Consider the following 18,925-nt stretch of genomic DNA (forward strand, 5'->3'; position numbering starts at 1 on the left):
ATATCGAGCGTACCGATCGGTCTTGAGAGGACTTTGAGCGGCATTCTTACCGAAAAGATCGGACACTTCCGAAAAGCAGCGCTCGACCGACTATGACAGCGGGAAACGGGCTGGCCTGCGCTACAATCTCGCCATGCTTTCGCCACGCCTCGCAAACTCCTCCCCGCCGTCCCGGTCCGCTGCTACGCCAGCCCGCTCCAACCGTTGGTTGCAGGGGTTTGCGGAGTCGCATTACTACTTGCTGGTGCCGCTCGTCTCCATTGTGATCTTCCTCGTGGTGATGAGCTTGATCCTGTGGAGTCTGAACCGCCGGGAAACGGAGCAGCAGCAGGACACCCTGTATCGGAACGTCGCATGGGCGCAGCAGCAGATCCGCCTTAACATGCTGGCCATCCAGGACCAGATCAGTTCCCTTGCGCGCGACACGGCTGCCAAACCTCAGGATGTCGCGCACTTCCAGAACACGGCTAGCGAGTTGATGCAGAATCATGCGGATATCGTCTTCATGAACTGGCTCGACGCGTCGCAGCGACCGAAATGGGCCGTCCCCGCCGACTCCCCGTTCGCCTCGCGCCTGCAAGGCTCGGCGCAACACCCGATGGAGGACGAACTCCTGGTGGCGTTTCGCGCGGCGCGCGACTCCCGACGCTCCGCCTATTCCACGCTGATCTACGACGCCTCCGGGGCAAGCTACATCGTCGTGCAGGTGCCGGTATTACGGGAACGAGAGTTTCTCGGCACCATCAGCGCGGCCTATTCGGTCGAAGGACTACTGATCCACGAACTACCGCAGGAACTGGGAGACAAGTTCAAGGTGTCGTTCATCGACACGCATAACAACGAGCTCGCCACGACCTCCACCCGACCGCCGTTGCCTCGCGACGTCTCCTACGAACTGCTGCTCGATCCACCGGGACATAGTCTCGCGGTGCGGATCTACTCGTATCCAGCCGTCGGTAACTTCGTCAACAACACGCTGGTATGGCTGATCGCGGGGCTGTCCTGCTTCGTGCTGTGGAGCCTCTGGAGCCTGTGGCGGCACACTCGCCAGCGATTCGAGGCACAGCAGGCGCTGTTCAATGAGACGTCTTTCCGACGAGCGATGGAGAACTCCATCGTGATCGGGATGCGAGTGCTCGACCTTCAGGGTCACATCACCTACGTGAACCCGGCGTTTTGCCGCATGACAGGCTGGGACGAGCCCGATCTCATGAATCGTGCACCGCCCTATCCGTACTGGCCCAAAGACGATATCCACGAAATGCAACGCCGCATCGATATGACGCTGCGTGGCAAAGCGCCGTCTCATGGCTTCGAAATTCGGGTGCAGCGCAAGGACGGTACGATTTTCTACGCGCGCATGTTCGTCTCGCCGCTCGTGGATGCTCACGGCCGCCAGACCGGCTGGATGTCCTCGCTCACGGACATCAGCGAACCCAAGCGGGCGCGCGAAGAGCTCGCCGCCGCCCACGAACGATTCACGACGGTGCTGGAAAGCCTTGATGCCTCGGTGTCGGTGCTCGCCGTCGACAAGGCCGAACTGCTCTTTGCAAACCGCTATTACCGGCAATTGTTCGGCACTCGCCCGGAGGGCCATCTCGAATTGTCCGGCGGCGGCGAACTGTCACCGACATCGCTCGACCACATCGACATGGTCGACGCGTTTGCCGGACTGCCCGCAGCGTCGCTGACCGATACGGCCGCAGAAACGCAGGAAATCTACCTGCCCACGCATCAGAAATGGTTCGAAGTCCGACGTCAATACATCCAATGGGTCGACGGACACCTCGCGCAGTTGCAGGTGGCGACGGACATTACAGCGCGACGCCACGCGGAAGAACTGGCCCGACAGGAAGAAGAACGCCTGCAATTTACGGGACGTTTGACGACGATGGGCGAAATGGCCTCCTCGCTCGCACACGAGCTGAACCAGCCGCTTGCCGCCATCAACAATTACTGCATGGGCACCGCCGCACTGGTGCGCGCGGGCCGCACGTCGCCGGAAACCTTACTGCCTGCGCTCGAAAAAACGTCTCAGCAAGCCGTGCGGGCTGGCATGATCATCAAGCGGATTCGCGCATTCGTGAAGCGTAGCGAACCGAAACGTCAACCGTCATCGATCTATGAGATCGTGGCAGATGCCGTGGGCCTCGCCGAGATCGAGGCGCGCAAGCGCCGCATTCGCATCGTCACCGAGCTTCCGGCGGGACTGCCACAGATCAACGTCGACCCGGTGCTGATCGAACAGGTCCTGATGAACCTGCTCAAGAACGCGGCGGAGGCCATGCACGGCTATACGCCGCCGCCCGGTCAGCGACGGGATCCGACCGTGCGCCTGCACGTGGAAAGACGAGACAAATCCGTCGAATTCCAGGTATCCGATCACGGGCCCGGCGTCGACGAAGCGACTATCGAACGACTGTTTGAACCGTTCTTTAGTACTAAGTCGGACGGCATGGGCATGGGCCTGAATATTTGCCGTTCGATCATCGAATCGCATCACGGCCGTCTGTGGGTAGAAAACAATGAAATCGACGGCGTGCGGAATGGTTGTACTTTTTGTATTCTGTTACCGTTAGAAAGCGATACGACATCCGGATCCGGGGGAGGACTATGACGACACCCAATATCAATACCGATCAAGAAACCGTCTTTGTCGTCGATGACGACGAAGCTGTCCGCGACTCGCTTCGCTGGCTTCTCGAAGCCAATGGGTATCACGTGCGAGGCTTTGGCAGTGCTGACGATTTTCTTCAGTTCTGCGGCGACGTGACCCAGAGCAATCGCCCCAACAACCTCGTGGGCTGCCTGATCCTCGATGTCCGCATGCCGGGCATGAGTGGTCTTGAGCTCCAGGACGCGTTGATCGAGCGAAACATCAACCTTCCGATCATCTTCGTGACAGGGCATGGCGACGTGCCGATGGCCGTCGAGACGATGAAGAAGGGTGCGATGGATTTCATCGAAAAGCCGTTCGACGAAGCCGAACTTCGTTTGCAAGTCGAAAAGATGCTGTCGAAGGCCCGCCAGGAAGCCAGCAGCCATCGGGAACAACAAGCGGCAGAGGAACTGCTGAGAAAGCTCACCAGCCGCGAGCATCAGGTGCTGGAACGCATCATTGCCGGCCGTCTGAACAAGCAGATCGCCGACGATCTCGGTATCAGCATCAAAACGGTCGAAGCGCATCGCGCCAACATCATGGAAAAGCTGAACGTCAACACCGTTGCCGATCTGCTTCGTCTCGCGCTGTCGAAGCGTTCGAGCGGCTCGCCCCGCCCCTGAGTCAGTCGCAGGCATGACTGCCGTTGCATGAACGGCGCCGCGCTCATTCGTTGACCGGCGTCTGATTTGGCAGCACCGACGGGCGCATCAGCCGCCCGTCGCTCCCTTCCGCGCTTCCACGTGCTTGCCGCGCTTGTCCTGCGGGGACGGCCGACAGCCCTTTCCCGCCTGCCCCATCGCGCCGCTATAATACGGTCTTTGCTCATGTCACCCACGTGACTGGTGCTGCTGCATCCGGCCTGCGGGCCTGCCCCCATCCTTCATACGACATCCACGCATCATGACCGCCACCCTCATCGACGGCAACGCCCTCGCCAAACGCATTCGCGCCGAAGTCGCCACGCGCGCCGCCGCCCTCACTGCCCGTGGCCACCAGCCAGGCCTCGCCGTGGTCCTCGTTGGCGAGGATCCCGCCAGTCAGGTCTATGTGCGCAACAAGGTCAAGGCATGCGAAGACAATGGCCTGTATTCGTCGCTCGATCGCTACCCAGCAGACCTGACGGAAAGCGCCCTGCTCGCGCGTATCGATGAATTGAACCGCGATCCGAAGATCAACGGCATTCTCGTGCAACTGCCGCTGCCCAAGCACATCGACAGCCACAAGGTGCTCGAAGCCATTGCACCGGAAAAAGACGTCGATGGCTTCCACGTGTCGAACGCTGGCGCGCTGATGACCGGCGCACCGCTCTTCCGCCCGTGCACGCCTTATGGCTGCATGAAGATGCTTGAATCGGTGGAATTCCCGCTGCGTGGCGCGGTCGCCGTCGTGATTGGCGCATCGAACATCGTGGGCAAGCCGATGGCCATGATGCTGCTCCAGGCAGGTGCGACCGTCACGATTTGCAACAGCAAGACTCGCGATCTGGCCGCACACACCCGCAACGCCGACGTGATCGTGGCAGCCGTGGGCAAGCGCAACATCGTCACCGCAGACATGGTCAAACCGGGTGCTGCGGTCATCGACGTGGGCATGAATCGTGACGACGAAGGTAAGTTGTGCGGCGACGTCGACTTCCAGGGCGTCAAGGAAGTGGCAGGCTTTATCACGCCGGTTCCCGGCGGCGTTGGCCCCATGACCATCACCATGCTGCTGGTCAATACGATCGAAGCCGCAGAGCGCGCGCTGGGCTGATCATCGATCACCGGCACGATATCGCTACATGGCAGGGCGCGCACGACCGAGCGGTCGTGCGCGCCCTTTTCATTGGGGCTCAAAACGGTCCACAGGTTTTAACGACGAAATATCCGGCAATAGCATCGGAACATCCCGAAAAACACGCCTGCGGCGAGTGACAAATTGCGCGCCCACCTCAACGCCTTTTGCATCTGCTTTGCCGAAAATCCATACAAAACAAGGTTTGGCAGCGCTTCCCCACCGATTGTCACCAATCGCTTCGGTTGAAAAAAACGACTGGAAAATTCGACAGGTTGCCCCCACACTCTTCGTAAGCCCCTTCAAGTGGATAACGAACGCATGAATACGCCGCAAACCAATCCTCTTCTCGATATCGAAGGACTTCCGCGTTTTGCCGAAATCCGCCCGGAACACGTCACGCCTGCCGTTGACGTGCTGCTCGAGCAGGCACGCGCAGCGGTGGACCGGGCAGCAGATCCCACTACGCCGGCGACCTGGGTCAATATTCTCGACGCCGTGGAAGACGGCACCGAAGGTCTGGGCCGCGCGTGGGAGATCGTCGGACACCTTAACGCCGTGGCCGACACGCCTGAGCTGCGCGCGGCCTATAGCGAGAATCTGCCCCGCGTGACGGAGTTTTCGGCAAGCGTTGGCCAGAACCTCGCGCTGTTTGATAAGTACAAGGCGATCGCCGCTGGGACGGAGTTTGCCGGGCTCTCGTCCGCGCGCAAGAAAATCCTCGACAACGAGATGCGCGGCTTCCGGTTGGGTGGCGCAGAACTCCCCGAGGACCAGAAACCACGATTTGCCGAGATTCAGGAAGCGCAAGCCGATCTGGCCAAGCGTTTTTCCGACCACGTGCTCGACGCCACCAACAAGTTTTCTCTCGTCATCACCGATGAGCAGGAAATTGCCGGCCTGCCAGACGACGACAAGGCAGCCGCACGTGCGGCTGCGGAGCGCGATGGCGTTGAAGGATGGAAATTCACGCTGCATTTCCCGTCGTATTTCCCGGTCCTTCAGTACGCAGACAATCGCGCTCTGCGGGAAAAGCTCTATCTCGCGAACGTGACTCGTGCCTCAGAGCTCGGCCCCAAGTTTGGTGAGGGCGACGCGGATTGGGACAATACCGGTATCGTCGTCGAGCAGTTGGCGCTGCGTCGAGAAGAGGCGCAAATGCTTGGCTTCAAGAATTACGCCGAGGTATCGCTCGAACCGAAGATGGCCGAATCGCCGGCACAAGTCCTTGAGTTCCTCGAAGATCTCGCACGCCGCGCGCGTCCCTATGCCGAACAGGATTGGGAAGCGCTTCAGGCTTTTGCCGCCAAGGCGCTCGGCATCGACAATTTGCAACCTTGGGACACCGCTTACGCGTCGGAGAAACTGCGTCAGGAGCGTTACGCCTTCTCGGAAACGGAAGTTCGCCAATACTTCCCTCTGCCCAAAGTGCTGGACGGTCTGTTCCGTGTCGCCGGCACTTTGTTCGGCGTCACGATCCGCCCGCAAGACGCCGAAACCTGGCACCCGGACGTGCGCTTCTTCCGCATCGAACGCGATGGCGAACTGGTCGCGCAGTTCTACATGGACCTGTTCGCTCGCGAAGGCAAACGCGGCGGCGCATGGATGGACAGCGCCCGTACGCGCAAGCGCCTGCATGATGGCTCGCTGCAAACGCCTGTCGCCTATCTCGTCTGCAATTTCCCGGCACCGGTTGGTGACAAGCCTGCGTTACTGCCGCACGACGACGTCATCACGCTGTTCCACGAATTCGGCCATGGCCTGCATCACATGCTGACGCAGGTCGAAGATGCCGGTGTCGCAGGCATCAACGGTGTCGAATGGGATGCGGTGGAGTTGCCGTCGCAGTTCATGGAGAACTTCTGCTGGGAATGGGATGTGCTCGAACACATGACGGCACATGTCGAAACCGGCGCTCCGTTGCCTCGCGAGTTGTTCGACAAGATGATCGCGGCACGCAATTTCCAGAGCGGATTGATGATGCTGCGTCAGCTCGTCTTCTCCGACTTCGATATGCACCTGCACTACGACTTCGATCCGCGCGGCAAGGAGTCTGTGCTCGAGGTTGCACGCCGCATCAACGATCGTTTGCATGTGACGCCACAAGCGGAGTTTTCGCGTTGGCCGAACACGTTCAGCCATATCTTCGCCGGCGGTTATGCGGCAGGGTATTACAGCTACAAGTGGGCAGAAGTACTGTCCGCAGATGCTTACTCGGCGTTCGAAGAAGCAGCCAAAGTCACTGGATCGGTACTGGATACCGCGACCGGTGCGCGCTACCGCGATGAGATTCTTGCTGTGGGCGGAAGCCGGGAGGCCATGGAGTCCTTCGTTGCCTTCCGCGGCCGCGCTCCGCAAGTGGATGCCCTGCTTCGCCATAGCGGCATGTCGGCAAGCTGACATTCGGCGAGTGTATCGATGAAAAACGGGCGTCTGACGAAAGTCGACGCCCGTTTTGCGTTCCGCACATGAGGAGAGCAAGCAGCTTCGTACAGGGTTGTGCTTTTCACTCACGCACGAAGCTCACACAGACGTCTTACCACCGCCCAGTCAGCGCACTCGTGTCTACGATCGTGTCGCCGCCAGTTTGCTGCAAGCGCCACACTCCCTTACCGTGCTCGCTGCCCTTAGCTATCGTCGTCACATCCGTTGGGGCGCCAGACGTAGCTATGCGTTTCCTTATCCAGGCATCTGGCCGCCTGAAATCGAACGGTACAGCCGTTCTCGTACGTCCGGGTGCATTCGCCGTTAATACATTGAGTCTGCATTCGCACCACCTGCCCCGTCGGGATCCGGCATTGCGTCGGCGCCGCCTGTGCCGCTTTGGGCGGCGGCAAACGCCGTCCCGGACGTTGCCCGCTATCGAACCAGACCTGAGCGCTCTCCAGAGCGCATTGCCCTCCCCGCTGGCAGACCACGAACGCATCCTGCACGGCGGATTCTTGCGTGTCACCCAACGCGACACCCACCTCACCGTTGCTGGCACGCACAACAGCCCAATATGCCGGGCCATTCCCTGCCATCAGCACGTCGCAACGCCCTCCCCTGCTGCCCGGCGCCAATTGCGTCCGGCATCGATCCAGTGCCGCCACCTTGGCTTTGGCCATCGACGTCTGGTTGGTCACGTAGACATAGCGCAATCCATTCGCCGTGCGTAGCCCAGCCACGGCAGAGGCCGCGTGTGCCGACACGCTGATCAACGCGATCGCACTCGCAATGCCTACGGGACAAAGCAAGAAGAGGTGAAACAACCTGTTCATGATGAAACAGTCGGCCCGGAGTCAGCCATCAACGGAAGCAATAGCGCATCAGACCATACGACAAGCCAAAATGAAGTGGCAAACTAAAGGGGTTTTGCCCGCCTAATACACGTCCGATGAGGTATCAGTCCCGCGCAGCGCGTCTTCGATAGGGTCACCGCACACCGTCCAATGCGCGAACAATCCGTGGCCCAAAAACAAAACAGGCGGTGCATCTTTCGATGTCACCGCCTGTCATGACCGGAGAGACCCCGATCAGGCATACCGGTATTACGGCAAGCCCAGGTACCTCAGAACCTGTTAGGTCCCACGTTTGATCCACGCCGACAGGTTATGCGGGCGCAGCGTGTCGTACTCTTCGAACGGCTGGTGAATCCACGGATTCGTCGGCAGGAAATCGACCGCGTAGTCCGGCGCCACCTTCGAGCACGCCTTGTGCCACAGCACCGCCGAACGCACGTCCGTCACCTTCGGGAAACGCTCCTTCAGGTGCTTGCCAACGCGCTCAAGCGTCACCCCGGAATCGACCAGATCGTCGACCAGCAGCACACAGCCCTCAAGCTCGCCGCGCGTGATGGTGATGTACTGAGCGATGTCGAGGTCACCACGAATGGTGCCTTCGGCTTCCCGATACGAACTCGTTGCCAGAATCGCGAGCGGCACGTCGTAGATGCGCGCGAGCTGATCGCCCACGCGCAAGCCACCACGGGCCAGACACAGGATCTTGTCGAACTTCCAGTTGGACTCATAGACCTTGAGCGCCAGGCGCTCGACCAGTCGATGGTATTCGTCCCACGAGACCCAGAGGTTCTTATCGTCGTTTTGGGGCTGATTCATGGTGTGTCTTGCCAGTCCTGCTGTTTTTCAGTTCTTGAAGGGGTGGCGCAACAGGATCGTTTCGTCACGATCCGGACCCGTCGACACCATATCGATCGGAATACCGCTCACTTCCTCGATACGCTTCAGATAGTTCTGCGCCTGAACCGGCAGTTGATCCCACGACGTCACACCCACAGTGCTCTGCGACCAGCCCGGGAAGTCCTCGTACACCGGCTCGCAGCGAGCCACGTCGACCGCACCGCGCGGCAGGATATCCACCGACTTGCCGTCGATCTTGTAGCCCACGCACAGACGCACCGTTTCCAGACCGTCCAGCACGTCGAGCTTCGTCATGCACAGACCCGTCACACCGTTGATCTGAATCGAGCGCTTGAGTGCTGCGGCATCCATCCAGCCCGTGCGGCGCGGACGACCCGTGACCGAACCGAACTCCTTGCCGACCGTTGCCAGTTGCAAACCGATGGCTTCCTGACGAGCGGCGTTATCCGCATCGTACAGTTCGCTCGGGAACGGACCAGCGCCAACGCGCGTGCAATAAGCCTTCGTGATGCCCAGCACATAGTGAAGCTGCTGCGGGCCCACACCGGCACCTGCCGAAGCCGCACCAGCAACGCAGTTGCTGCTCGTCACGAACGGATAGGTGCCGTGATCGATGTCGAGCAACGTGCCTTGTGCACCTTCGAACAGCAGTTTGCCGCCAGCGCGGTTGACCGCGTAAAGCTCTTGAGAAACGTCAGCGATCATCGGACGCAGGCGTTCGGCGTAGCTCAGCATCTTATCCAGCGTTTCCTGGAAGTCGACAGCCGGCGCGCCCAGATACTGGGTCAGAACAAAGTTGTGGTAATCGAGGTTTTCGCGCAGACGTTCAGCGAACGTCTTCGGATCGAACAGATCCTGCACGCGCAGCGCACGGCGACCGACCTTGTCTTCGTAGGCCGGGCCAATGCCACGACCGGTCGTGCCGATCTTGCTCGCGCCACGACGGGCTTCGCGCGCCTGGTCGATGGCAACGTGATACGGGAGGATCAGCGTGCAGGCCTCGGAAATGCGCAGACGGCCACAAACGTTCAGGCCGGCGCTTTCGAGCTCTTCGATTTCCTTGAACAGCGCTTCGGGCGACAGCACGACACCGTTACCGATGTAGCACGTGACGTCCTTGTGCATGATGCCCGACGGAATCAGACGCAGGATGGTCTTCTTACCGCCGATGATGAGCGTATGTCCGGCATTGTGGCCCCCTTGGAAACGCACCACGCCTTGCGCGTGATCGGTCAGCCAGTCGACGACCTTACCCTTACCTTCGTCGCCCCATTGGGTTCCGATAACGACGACGTTGCGTCCCTGATTCAAAGCATTGCCGGACATAACAATAGTTGGTTTGGTTAAAAACGTATTCTACCCGTGTTGGCGCAGGCGAGTGCCGCTTTTTTCAGCGAATTCACCGGGGCGTCACAACCCACTGGCCATCTTTTTCGACGAGGACACGGTCTCCCGTGAATTCCTCGAAATCCTGAGCGTGGCCCGGCAGCATGCGGATAACGACCTCCCCCGCATCGCGCAGGCTGTCGATTTTGGCACGCAAGCCCGGCACATCATCCGCTGGCGCCAAAATCGCGTTACTACGCGCCTCAACTGGCGAAATCGCCGCCAACTCGCGCAAATCTAGCGAAAAACCGGTCGCCGGCCGATCACGACCGAACGCTTGACCAACCTTGTCGTAACGGCCGCCGCGAGCGATGGCGTTGGGAATGCCATCCACGTAGGCGGCGAACATCACACCGCTGTGATATTGATAGCCACGCAGATCGGCCAGATCGATCGACAGTACCGCCGGGCCGCCCTGGCCTTGCGATTCCGCCAGATATGCCAGGTCGTTCAATGCCGACGTTACACCGGGCAGATCCGGCAGAACCTTACGCGCACGAGCGAGTGTTTCGGCCGGCTCACCATACAACGTGGTCAAGCTTAGCAAGGCATCGCGAACATGCTCGGGAAGGTCGCGCGTCAACTCCTGCAACTGAGGCACGTCTTTGGTCGCGAGTGCGCTAAACAATTGGCTTTCAATAGCCTCGGCCGCCGGAACCCCCTCCAGCAACGCCTCCAGCACGCCCGCGTGGCAAAGATCGATACGAATCTGTTTCAGGCCAGCCAGTTGCAAGCAGAACAGCAACAACTCCTGAATTTCAAGATCGGCCTCCAGCCCACTGTGACCGAAGATTTCGGCACCGATCTGGAACGGCTCGCGCGTGGCAAGCAGATTACGCGGACGGGTGAACAACACGCTTCCCGCATAGCACAGACGCGTTACGCCCTTGCGGTTCAACAAATGCGCGTCGATCCGCGCGATCTGCGGCGTGATATCCGCGCGCAGGCCCATGGTACGCCCCGAGAGCTGATCGACGAGCTTGAACGTGCGCAGATCGAGGTCATGGCCGGTACCGGTGAGCAGCGACTCGACGTACTCGAGCATCGGCGGCATCACGAGTTCGTAGCCATAGGTACGGAAGCGATCGAGCATGAGACGGCGCAGATCTTCGATCTTGCGCGCCTCGGACGGCAGCACGTCGGCGATATTTTCGGGAAGTAGCCAGTTAGGCATGGGAATTTCGGAATTCAGACGGCGCGCAAAAAGCGCCTTTGATTAATCGACCAGCAGCATCAGAACCAGCCCTAGCAGGACAGCGGCCAGGCCGAAGAAACGAATCTGGCCGGACGGCATTTCCGTTATTTTACGAAAACTTTGCCGCCACCGGTCCGGGGCGACAAACGGAAACAGTCCCTCGACGATCAGCATGAGGGCGAAAGCGAGAATGATTGTGCTGCTGGTCACTGGGGGACTCGGCCAAAACGCCACCGCCCGCGATGACGCGGGCGGTGGCAGCTACTCGGATGTCAGAGGCGTTATTTTCCCGCTTTTCCGGCCGGCGCGCCAGCACCACCGGAACCGCGCATAAATCGGAAGAAATCGCTGTTCGGGTCGGCGATGATCACGTCCCTCTTATCACGGAAGGTCGCCTTGTACGCTTCGAGACTCTGATAGAACTGAGCGAACTGCGGATCACGGCCGAATGCCTGCGCATAGATGCTTGCGGCAGCGGCGTCGCCCTCGCCCTTGACCTGCTGGGCTTTGGCATACGCTTCGGCAACGGTCACATCACGCTGACGATCGGCATCAGCACGGATCTGCTCGGCTTCGGCCGCGCCCGTCGAACGCAGTTCGTTCGCCACGCGCTTACGCTCGGCGGCCATCCGGCTGTATACCGAATCGCTGATACCGGCGGCGAGGTCGACCCGACGCATACGCACGTCGACAATTTCGATACCCACCTGCGCAGCTTCGTCGCCCACCTTCTGCTTGACCCACTGCATCACCTGGTCACGCTGCGTCGACACGACTTCGGTCACAGTGCGCTTCGTGAACGCTTCCTGCAAAGCCGAGCGAATCTGCTGCGTCAGACGATCCTGTGCAAGGCGGTTATCGCCCTTGAAGCTCACATAGAACTTGCGCGGATCGATGATGCGCCACTTCACGTACGAGTCGACAATCAGGTTCTTCTTCTCGGCCGTGATGAAGCGCTCCGGTTCCGGGTTGTCGATGGTCATGATGCGCTTGTCCAGATACAACACGGTCTGGAGCGGCGGCGGCAACTTGAACTTCAGGCCCGGCTGGTTGTAGACATCCTTGATCTCGCCCAGCGAGAACACTACGGCATAACGGCGCTGGTCCACCACGAACATGGTCGAGGCGAGCACGATCAGCAAGACGATCAGCGCGACGATAACGGTTCCAATACGGTTCATGCGCTTATCCCCTTAGCGTGAATCGCGGTCGCGGTTGCGCAGTGCCGCGCGCGATCGATCATGGTCGACATCATTGTTGTCATCAGTGGCAGGCGCTCCCGCGGCCGCCCCCGTACCTGCGCCGGATGCCGGCGCCGGGGTCGACGCGTCGCTGCGCGTGCGTTCCATGATCTTGTCCAACGGCAGATACAACAAACTGTTGTTCTTCGAATCCACCATGATCTTGGTGGTGCGCGAGTAGATCTGCTGCATCGTATCGAGGTACATACGCTCGCGGATCACACCAGGCGCCTTGGCATAGGCTTCCTGCACCGACTTGAAACGATCGGCGTCACCCTGAGCCTGCGACACCACACGCGCCTTGTAACCGGCGGCCTCTTCCGTCAGACGCGACGCCGTACCCTTGGCACGCGGAATCACGTCGTTGGCATAGGCTTGCGCTTCGTTCTTCGCACGCTCCAGATCCTGACCGGCCTTCACAGCGTCGTCGAACGCCGCTTGCACCTGCTCCGGCGGTTGAACACTCTGCATCGTGACGCTCGTCACGAGAATACCCGTCTTGTAGCTGTCGAGAATGCGTTGAATCGACGTCACGAGTTCATTCGCGATCTCTTCACGACCGGCGTAGAGCACGAAGTCCATCTTGCTCTTGCCGACAATCTCGCGCACAGCCGTTTGCGCCGCCAGATTCACCGATGCTTCGGCGTCCACGTTATTGAACAGGAACTCGGTCGCGTCCTTGATCCGGTACTGCACGGCGAAGCGCACATCGATGATGTTTTCATCGCCCGTGAGCATCGACGAGTCCTTAAGATCCGTATCCCGAATCGTATTGGAACGACCGATTTCCACGGACCGGATCTGCGACATGTTGACGACTTCGACCGACTGGAACGGGTACGGCAAACGCCACTGGATCCCCGACGTCGTCGTGTACTTGTACTTGCCGAACTGGGTGACGACACCGACCTGACCTTCCTGGACGATGAACAAGCCCGTCGCCAGCCAGATCAGGAATGCGAGTGCGACGACAACGCCGACACCGATACCCGAACCTCGCGAGCCACCGGAGAAACTATTGTTCGAACCGCCATTACCGCCCCCGCCGTTCTTACGGCCGAAGATACGGTTCAGACGGCGATTGAAATCGCGCCACAATTCGTCGAGATCGGGCGGACCGTCCTGCTGCGGGCCTTGCGGTCCGCGCTGCGGCTCCTTCTGATCTTGTGAATTCGGATTGTTCGCCCGGTCGGGGCGATTCGGCTCCTGATTGCCGGACGGCGTATCGCCGCCGCCGTCCCGCCCCCAGCGCGGGTCGTTCAGGGAGAAAATCAGGCCAACTCGTCGCATCAAAGCTCTTGGAAGCATAGGTAGAAGCGTGGTGACTGAAGCGGGTTGGGCGTTGCGACCGGCGCGCCTCGCATCGGAGCACGCATGTTGCCGGTTCGCGCGTGGTTCCCGAATCTGGTTTGCCGATCGGCGGCCTTTCCCGGCCTCCGTCTAGTCTCTTGCCAGTTCGTCACCCGCGTCGGAGTGCTGCCGGTATTCCCCGGGGCAACCCACCCTTCGCGGTGCGACGTCTCGTGTTATCTGTCTTCTGCGCGCGGCACATCGTCCCAACGGTCGATGAGCCGGACATCGGGCGCTTCGTGCTGCGATTGTAACCCACCAGTGCCGGCCACAACCGCCTCGCTGATGGCCTCGCGCAGCAGGTCCAGACCCTGGCCAGTACGCGCGCTCAAAAAGACACGCGTAATGCGCCCGTCTTCGTCCCGCTCGATTCTCGGCCCTTGTGCCGCCAGTTCCGGTACTGCGTCGATCTTGTTCCAGACGAGAATCTGCGGGATGCCGGCCGCATCGATCTCCGCCAGAACGGCGTTGACCTCGGCCATTTGCTCCTTGCGCACCTGACTCGACGCATCCACCACATGCAGCAGCATGTCGGCGTGCACCGTCTCCTCAAGCGTCGCCCGGAACGCCGCGACCAACTGGTGCGGCAACTCGCGGATGAATCCGACAGTATCAGACAGCACGATGTTCCCGACATCGCCAAGATAAACGCGACGAGAGGTCGTATCGAGCGTGGCAAACAGCTGATCGGCGGCGTAGGCATTGGCCTTCGTCATCGCATTGAACAGCGTGGATTTGCCGGCGTTGGTATAGCCCACGAGCGAAATCGACATCGTGCCGCTGCGCTGACGAGCGCGGCGCTGCGTGTCGTGCTGGCGCTGGAGCTTTTCGAGCCGGACCTTGAGCGATTTCACACGCTCGCCCAGCAGACGACGGTCGGTTTCCAGCTGCGTCTCACCCGGCCCCCGCAGACCGATACCGCCCTTCTGGCGTTCCAAGTGAGTCCAGGCGCGCACCAGACGCGTAGATAAATACTGCAACTGCGCGAGTTCGACCTGCAACTTGCCCTCATGACTCTTGGCGCGTTGGGCAAAGATATCGAGAATCAAGCTGGTACGGTCGACCACACGGCGTTGCAGAAGGTGTTCGAGGTTACGCTGCTGACCAGGTGTCAGTGCGTGATTGAAAATCACCAGATCGACGTCGAATTCGGCAATGGCTTCGCGCAGCTCTTCAGCTTTACCGCTGCCGATGAACAATTTGGCATCGGGGCTGTGGCGACGACCGGTAATGGTCACGACAGGCGTCGCGCCTGCGGATTGCGTCAGAAGGTCGAGTTCCTGGAGACTGGCTTCGAAATCGAGTTTGCCGAAATCGATGCCGACGAGCGCGGCGTTGGTGGTCAAGCTACGCTGGGAATGGGTATTGGGACTGTTGGACAAGAGCGGGCGACGGGGAAGATAAATTCGCCCGGCCGGAGAGACTCCCGGTCGGGCGAGCCTGAATCAGGACTGCTCGGCTTCCGGATGGAAATTCACCGGACGCGCAGGAACGACCGTCGAAATGGCGTGCTTGTAGACCATTTGGGTGACCGTGTTGCGCAGCAGGACGACATACTGGTCGAACGACTCGATGTTTCCCTGCAGCTTGATACCGTTGACCAGATAGATCGAGACGGGAACATGCTCCTTACGCAAGGCGTTCAGAAACGGGTCTTGTAGAAGTTGCCCTTTGTTGCTCATAAGTTACTCCATTGTATTTTTAGCAAATGACCGTAAGCCAGGGCGTGTGCGCGCTTCCCACCCTGACTTCCACACTATAGCCGATTTTGCTAGCGTCGCCAGCAAAACCCCGCCCCGGACTGGCTTTCACTCGCCCTTGGCGTAAGGGTTCGCGCTGTTGCGGAACTCTATGCGTAATGGAGTGCCCTTCAACTTAAAAGTTTCGCGGAAACGGTTCTCAAGATAGCGGCGATAGCTATCGGTCACACCATCCAGACTATTCCCGTGGATGACGATGATCGGGGGGTTCGAGCCCCCTTGGTGTGCGTAGCGCAACTTGGGACGCGAGAAGCCCGAGCGGCGCGGTTGCTGGTGTTCCACGGCCTCAATGAGCGCCTTGGTCAGCTTCGGCGTCGGCAGCTTGCTCATCGCCGCTGCGTACGCTTCGTCCACCGAGCGCATCAGCGGGCCGATACCGGTCGCCTTTGCGGCCGAAATGAAGTGGAAGTTCGCAAAACCGAGGAATTTGAGCTTTCGCTCAAGTTCCTGCTTCGCCTGCTCACGGGTGTACTCGTCCAGGCCGTCCCACTTGTTCACGCCCACGACCACGGCACGGCCAGACTCCAGAATGAAGCCCGCGATGTGCGCATCCTGATCCGAGATGTCCTGACGGGCATCGAGCATGAGGATCACGACGTTCGCGTCCGCGATCGATTGCAGCGTTTTCACAACCGAGAATTTCTCGATCGCCTCGAAGACTTTTCCGCGACGACGCAGACCCGCCGTATCGATCAGCGTGTAGTTCTTGCCCTGACGCTCGAAATCGATATGAATCGAATCGCGCGTAGTGCCGGGCATGTCGAAGGCGATCACGCGCTCTTCGCCGAGCAGCGTGTTGACCAGCGTCGACTTACCGACGTTCGGACGCCCAACGATGGCGATCTTGACGCGCCCGTCGTTCTTGCCGTCGTCTTCCGTTTCATCCGGGTTGGCATAGAACGGCGCAATCGCCTCGTCGATGACTTCCTTCACGCCATCGCCGTGGGCGGCCGAAATCGCCAGCGGGTCACCGAGACCCAGCTCGTAGAAGTCGTTGGCCACCGTGGTGTATTTCATGCCCTCGGCCTTGTTGACCACGAGCATGATCTTGCGCCCCGTCTTGCGCAGGTAGTCGGCGATGATCTGATCTTGCGGCGTGAGGCCCTGACGGCCGTCGACGATATAGATCACCACGTCGGCTTCGACCACGGCCTGCCGCGTCTGCTTGGCCATTTCGTGGAAAATGCCTTCCTTGGCCACCGGCTCAAAGCCACCGGTATCGATCACCAGATACGGATGCTCGCCAACGCGCCCCTCGCCATAGTGACGGTCGCGCGTGAGCCCGGGCATGTCGGCGACGAGCGCGTCGCGCGAGCGGGTCAAACGGTTGAATAGCGTCGATTTGCCGACGTTGGGGCGCCCTACGAGCGCGATCACGGGTTTCATGAATAAGCCCTAAAAACGAAGACGGCCGGCGCGCTGCCGGCCGTTCCCGGAAAATGCCCGGGTGCTTGCCGGTTACCGGTTATTCCGGACGGAAGCCATAAATATTGCCATCGCGGGTTTGCACGACCAGTGTCTGGCCGGCGATGACCGGCTGCGCACTGATGGCGCCGCTCAGCTTGACGCGGGCGAGGAACTCACCGTTGTCCCGCGACAGGAAATGCAGATAGCCCTGCTTGTCGCCCACGACCACGACACGGCCGAGCGCCAACGGCGCCGACAGATCGCGGTACTTAAGCTTGTCGTTCTGCCACAGTGTACTGCCATCGGCAGCGTTGAACGCGTAGACGGCGCCATCGGTATTCACAGCCGCCACCACCCGCTCATCCTGCGTCACACCATTCGGCGACGAGAAGTCTCGCGCCCACAGGCCGTTGCCGGTCTGCACGTCGGCACATCCCACACGACCTTGGAACGTCGCGCCACACACCTGACGACCGAACACGACCGGCACGCCCGTCACGTCATTCACACGCTCAACCTCGGTCACACCCTTCGGATACGACAGCGGCGTGATCCACTGCGGGTTGCCCGTGTTGGCGTCGAGTGCGACCAGTTTGCCGCCCGGAAAGCCGGTAATGACCGAACGGTCGCCCAGGAACGTCATGCCGGTACCCGTGCGCAGCGTCAACGTCGTCGACGGCTGCGAGTACGACCAGCGCACCGAACCGGTGCCCGAGTCGAACGCCGTGACGCGGTTGTTGATGGCACGCACCACCACCAGGCCCCGCCCGACCAGCGGTGCAGTGAGGACTTCGCTGCCCGCGTTTGCCTTCCATGCCGGCTTGCCGTCGTGATCGAACGCGATCACGTCGCCCTTGTGCGTGGCGACGACGGTCGTCTCTCCGTCGCTGCCCGGCCCGGCCGTAATGTCCGTATCAGCCTTGGCGGACCAGTTCGACGCGCCCGTTTCCGCATCCACACGTACGATGCTGCCGTTCGCACCTGCCGCGAACACCGCGTTGCCAACGGCCACCGGCGCGAAGCTGTAAGCACCGGCCTTGCCAACGCTCGCCGTCCAGATCTGCTTGACGGTCAACGCTTGCTTGATCTCCGTGAGCGGCGTCGGTTCATGCGCCGGCTTGCTGCCGAAGAGCCCGCAACCACCCAGCGTGCCGAGTACGGCCAGCGTCAGCACCGCTGTGCCCGCACGCTTGAAAATGCCCCGGCGCGACGAGGCCGCCAGGCCAACCTGTGCAGACTGAGACGTGGCCATCGTTTGCGGCATCGATCGACGGAAGTCGTTAAGGATCATCATGTACCCGGTTATGCGTTATGGGAGGGTAATACTTGCCAACGGATTGCCGACGCGCGTCAGGCCCCCAGCGCGTCGAGCTTGAACTGAACAAACTGGCGCATGCCCGAATCCTGCTTGTCGAGCTTGTCGAGCGCGAGCTTGTAAGCCGTACGAGCGTCGGCCACCTTGCTTTGCGCGACGAGCACGTCGCCGCGACGGTCGGCAAACACACCAGCGTACGGCGCCGGCGGATTGTCCAGTAGCTTGAGCGCCTCGTCATACGCCTTCTCGTCGAGCAACACCCCCGCCAGACGCAGTTTGGCGAGTTGCTTGTACTCGTCGTCCTTGGCATTCGACACGGCCCATCGCAACTGCGCCTTCGCACCTGACGCATCGCCCGCATCCGCCAGCGTCTTGGCGGCGAGCAGTGCCGTCATTTGCGCATACGGCGTGCCGCTGAACTTGCTCTCCATATCGGACGCGATACGCGCGACCTTCGCCTTGTCCTTCGCGTCGATGGCGGTTTCCAGCTCGCCATACAGCACACCGGCTTCCACCGTCTGCTTACGCTCGTAATAGCGCCACAGATTCCAGCCGCCATAGGCGAGCATGATGACGACGAGCGTCCAGATAACGTAATTGCCGTACTGCTTCCACCAGGCCTTTACGTTCTCGATCTGTTCCTGTTCCTCGTGATAGCTGCTCATTCGCCGGTATTCTCCGTGTCTGGCGTCGTGAA

At 60.4% G+C, this 18,925-nt stretch carries 15 protein-coding genes and 1 pseudogene; 4 read left to right on the forward strand and 12 right to left on the reverse strand.

Going from position 1 to position 18,925, the window contains the following annotated elements; all coding sequences use genetic code 11:
* Positions 1-133 precede the first annotated feature (133 nt).
* The 4 genes from C5N93_RS06640 to C5N93_RS06655 all read left to right on the forward strand — a co-directional run bounded on the left by C5N93_RS06640 (position 134) and on the right by C5N93_RS06655 (position 6,835).
* The gene (locus C5N93_RS06640; RefSeq protein ID WP_242558703.1) at positions 134-2,617 is read left to right on the forward strand and encodes a PAS domain S-box protein; all 2,484 of its coding nucleotides are present in this window, start codon (positions 134-136) and stop codon (positions 2,615-2,617) included.
* Positions 2,614-3,282, forward strand: coding sequence for a response regulator transcription factor (locus C5N93_RS06645; protein ID WP_069345158.1), 669 nt, complete (start codon positions 2,614-2,616; stop codon positions 3,280-3,282). The genes C5N93_RS06640 and C5N93_RS06645 overlap by 4 nt, the downstream gene beginning before the upstream one ends.
* Positions 3,283-3,562: 280 nt before the next feature.
* Positions 3,563-4,414 carry a bifunctional methylenetetrahydrofolate dehydrogenase/methenyltetrahydrofolate cyclohydrolase FolD gene (folD, locus tag C5N93_RS06650; protein ID WP_150721594.1) on the forward strand — a complete coding sequence of 284 codons (852 nt, stop codon included), beginning with the start codon at positions 3,563-3,565 and terminating at the stop codon, positions 4,412-4,414.
* A gap of 342 nt (positions 4,415-4,756) precedes the next feature.
* Complete coding sequence (locus C5N93_RS06655) at positions 4,757-6,835, forward strand: M3 family metallopeptidase (RefSeq protein WP_242558704.1); 2,079 nt, start codon at positions 4,757-4,759, stop codon at positions 6,833-6,835.
* 227 nt (positions 6,836-7,062) lie between these two features.
* On the opposite strand, the gene C5N93_RS06660 is transcribed toward C5N93_RS06655, so the two are convergent.
* The 12 genes and pseudogenes from C5N93_RS06660 to C5N93_RS06715 form a co-directional block, all read right to left on the reverse strand.
* Positions 7,063-7,695: a DUF4189 domain-containing protein gene (locus C5N93_RS06660; protein ID WP_242558705.1), complete on the reverse strand. Its 633-nt coding sequence runs from the start codon at positions 7,693-7,695 to the stop codon at positions 7,063-7,065.
* 300 nt (positions 7,696-7,995) lie between these two features.
* The gene (locus C5N93_RS06665; protein WP_242558706.1) at positions 7,996-8,532 is read right to left on the reverse strand and encodes a phosphoribosyltransferase; all 537 of its coding nucleotides are present in this window, start codon (positions 8,530-8,532) and stop codon (positions 7,996-7,998) included.
* 27 nt (positions 8,533-8,559) lie between these two features.
* Complete coding sequence (locus C5N93_RS06670; RefSeq protein WP_069345153.1) at positions 8,560-9,900, reverse strand: adenylosuccinate synthase; 1,341 nt, start codon at positions 9,898-9,900, stop codon at positions 8,560-8,562.
* A 73-nt stretch (positions 9,901-9,973) separates the two neighbouring features.
* Positions 9,974-11,134, reverse strand: a complete 1,161-nt coding sequence (locus C5N93_RS06675; protein ID WP_242558707.1) for an ATP phosphoribosyltransferase regulatory subunit — start codon at positions 11,132-11,134, stop codon at positions 9,974-9,976.
* Between the two features lie 42 nt (positions 11,135-11,176).
* Positions 11,177-11,365 carry a DUF2065 domain-containing protein gene (locus tag C5N93_RS28290; protein WP_069345151.1) on the reverse strand — a complete coding sequence of 63 codons (189 nt, stop codon included), beginning with the start codon at positions 11,363-11,365 and terminating at the stop codon, positions 11,177-11,179.
* A gap of 71 nt (positions 11,366-11,436) precedes the next feature.
* On the reverse strand, positions 11,437-12,336 hold the full coding sequence (gene hflC, locus C5N93_RS06685; RefSeq protein WP_150721589.1) for a protease modulator HflC: 900 nt from the start codon (positions 12,334-12,336) through the stop codon (positions 11,437-11,439).
* Positions 12,337-12,348: 12 nt separating this feature from the next.
* On the reverse strand, positions 12,349-13,686 hold the full coding sequence (gene hflK, locus C5N93_RS06690) for an FtsH protease activity modulator HflK (RefSeq protein ID WP_242558708.1): 1,338 nt from the start codon (positions 13,684-13,686) through the stop codon (positions 12,349-12,351).
* A gap of 338 nt (positions 13,687-14,024) precedes the next feature.
* Positions 14,025-15,092: pseudogene (hflX, locus tag C5N93_RS06695) on the reverse strand (GTPase HflX); the annotation flags it as partial.
* 99 nt (positions 15,093-15,191) lie between these two features.
* Entirely contained in the window at positions 15,192-15,428 is a 237-nt protein-coding gene (gene hfq / locus C5N93_RS06700) for an RNA chaperone Hfq (protein ID WP_010807283.1), read from the reverse strand.
* Between the two features lie 126 nt (positions 15,429-15,554).
* Complete coding sequence (gene der, locus C5N93_RS06705) at positions 15,555-16,892, reverse strand: ribosome biogenesis GTPase Der (RefSeq protein ID WP_242558709.1); 1,338 nt, start codon at positions 16,890-16,892, stop codon at positions 15,555-15,557.
* A gap of 79 nt (positions 16,893-16,971) precedes the next feature.
* A complete protein-coding gene (gene bamB / locus C5N93_RS06710; RefSeq protein WP_347403295.1) occupies positions 16,972-18,165 on the reverse strand; it encodes an outer membrane protein assembly factor BamB in 1,194 nt (397 codons plus the stop codon).
* A 98-nt stretch (positions 18,166-18,263) separates the two neighbouring features.
* On the reverse strand, positions 18,264-18,893 hold the full coding sequence (locus C5N93_RS06715; RefSeq protein ID WP_242558711.1) for a tetratricopeptide repeat protein: 630 nt from the start codon (positions 18,891-18,893) through the stop codon (positions 18,264-18,266).
* Positions 18,894-18,925: the final 32 nt, after the last annotated feature.

Source organism: Pandoraea sp. LA3 (genome assembly GCF_022696215.1).
Classification (GTDB): domain Bacteria; phylum Pseudomonadota; class Gammaproteobacteria; order Burkholderiales; family Burkholderiaceae; genus Pandoraea; species Pandoraea capi.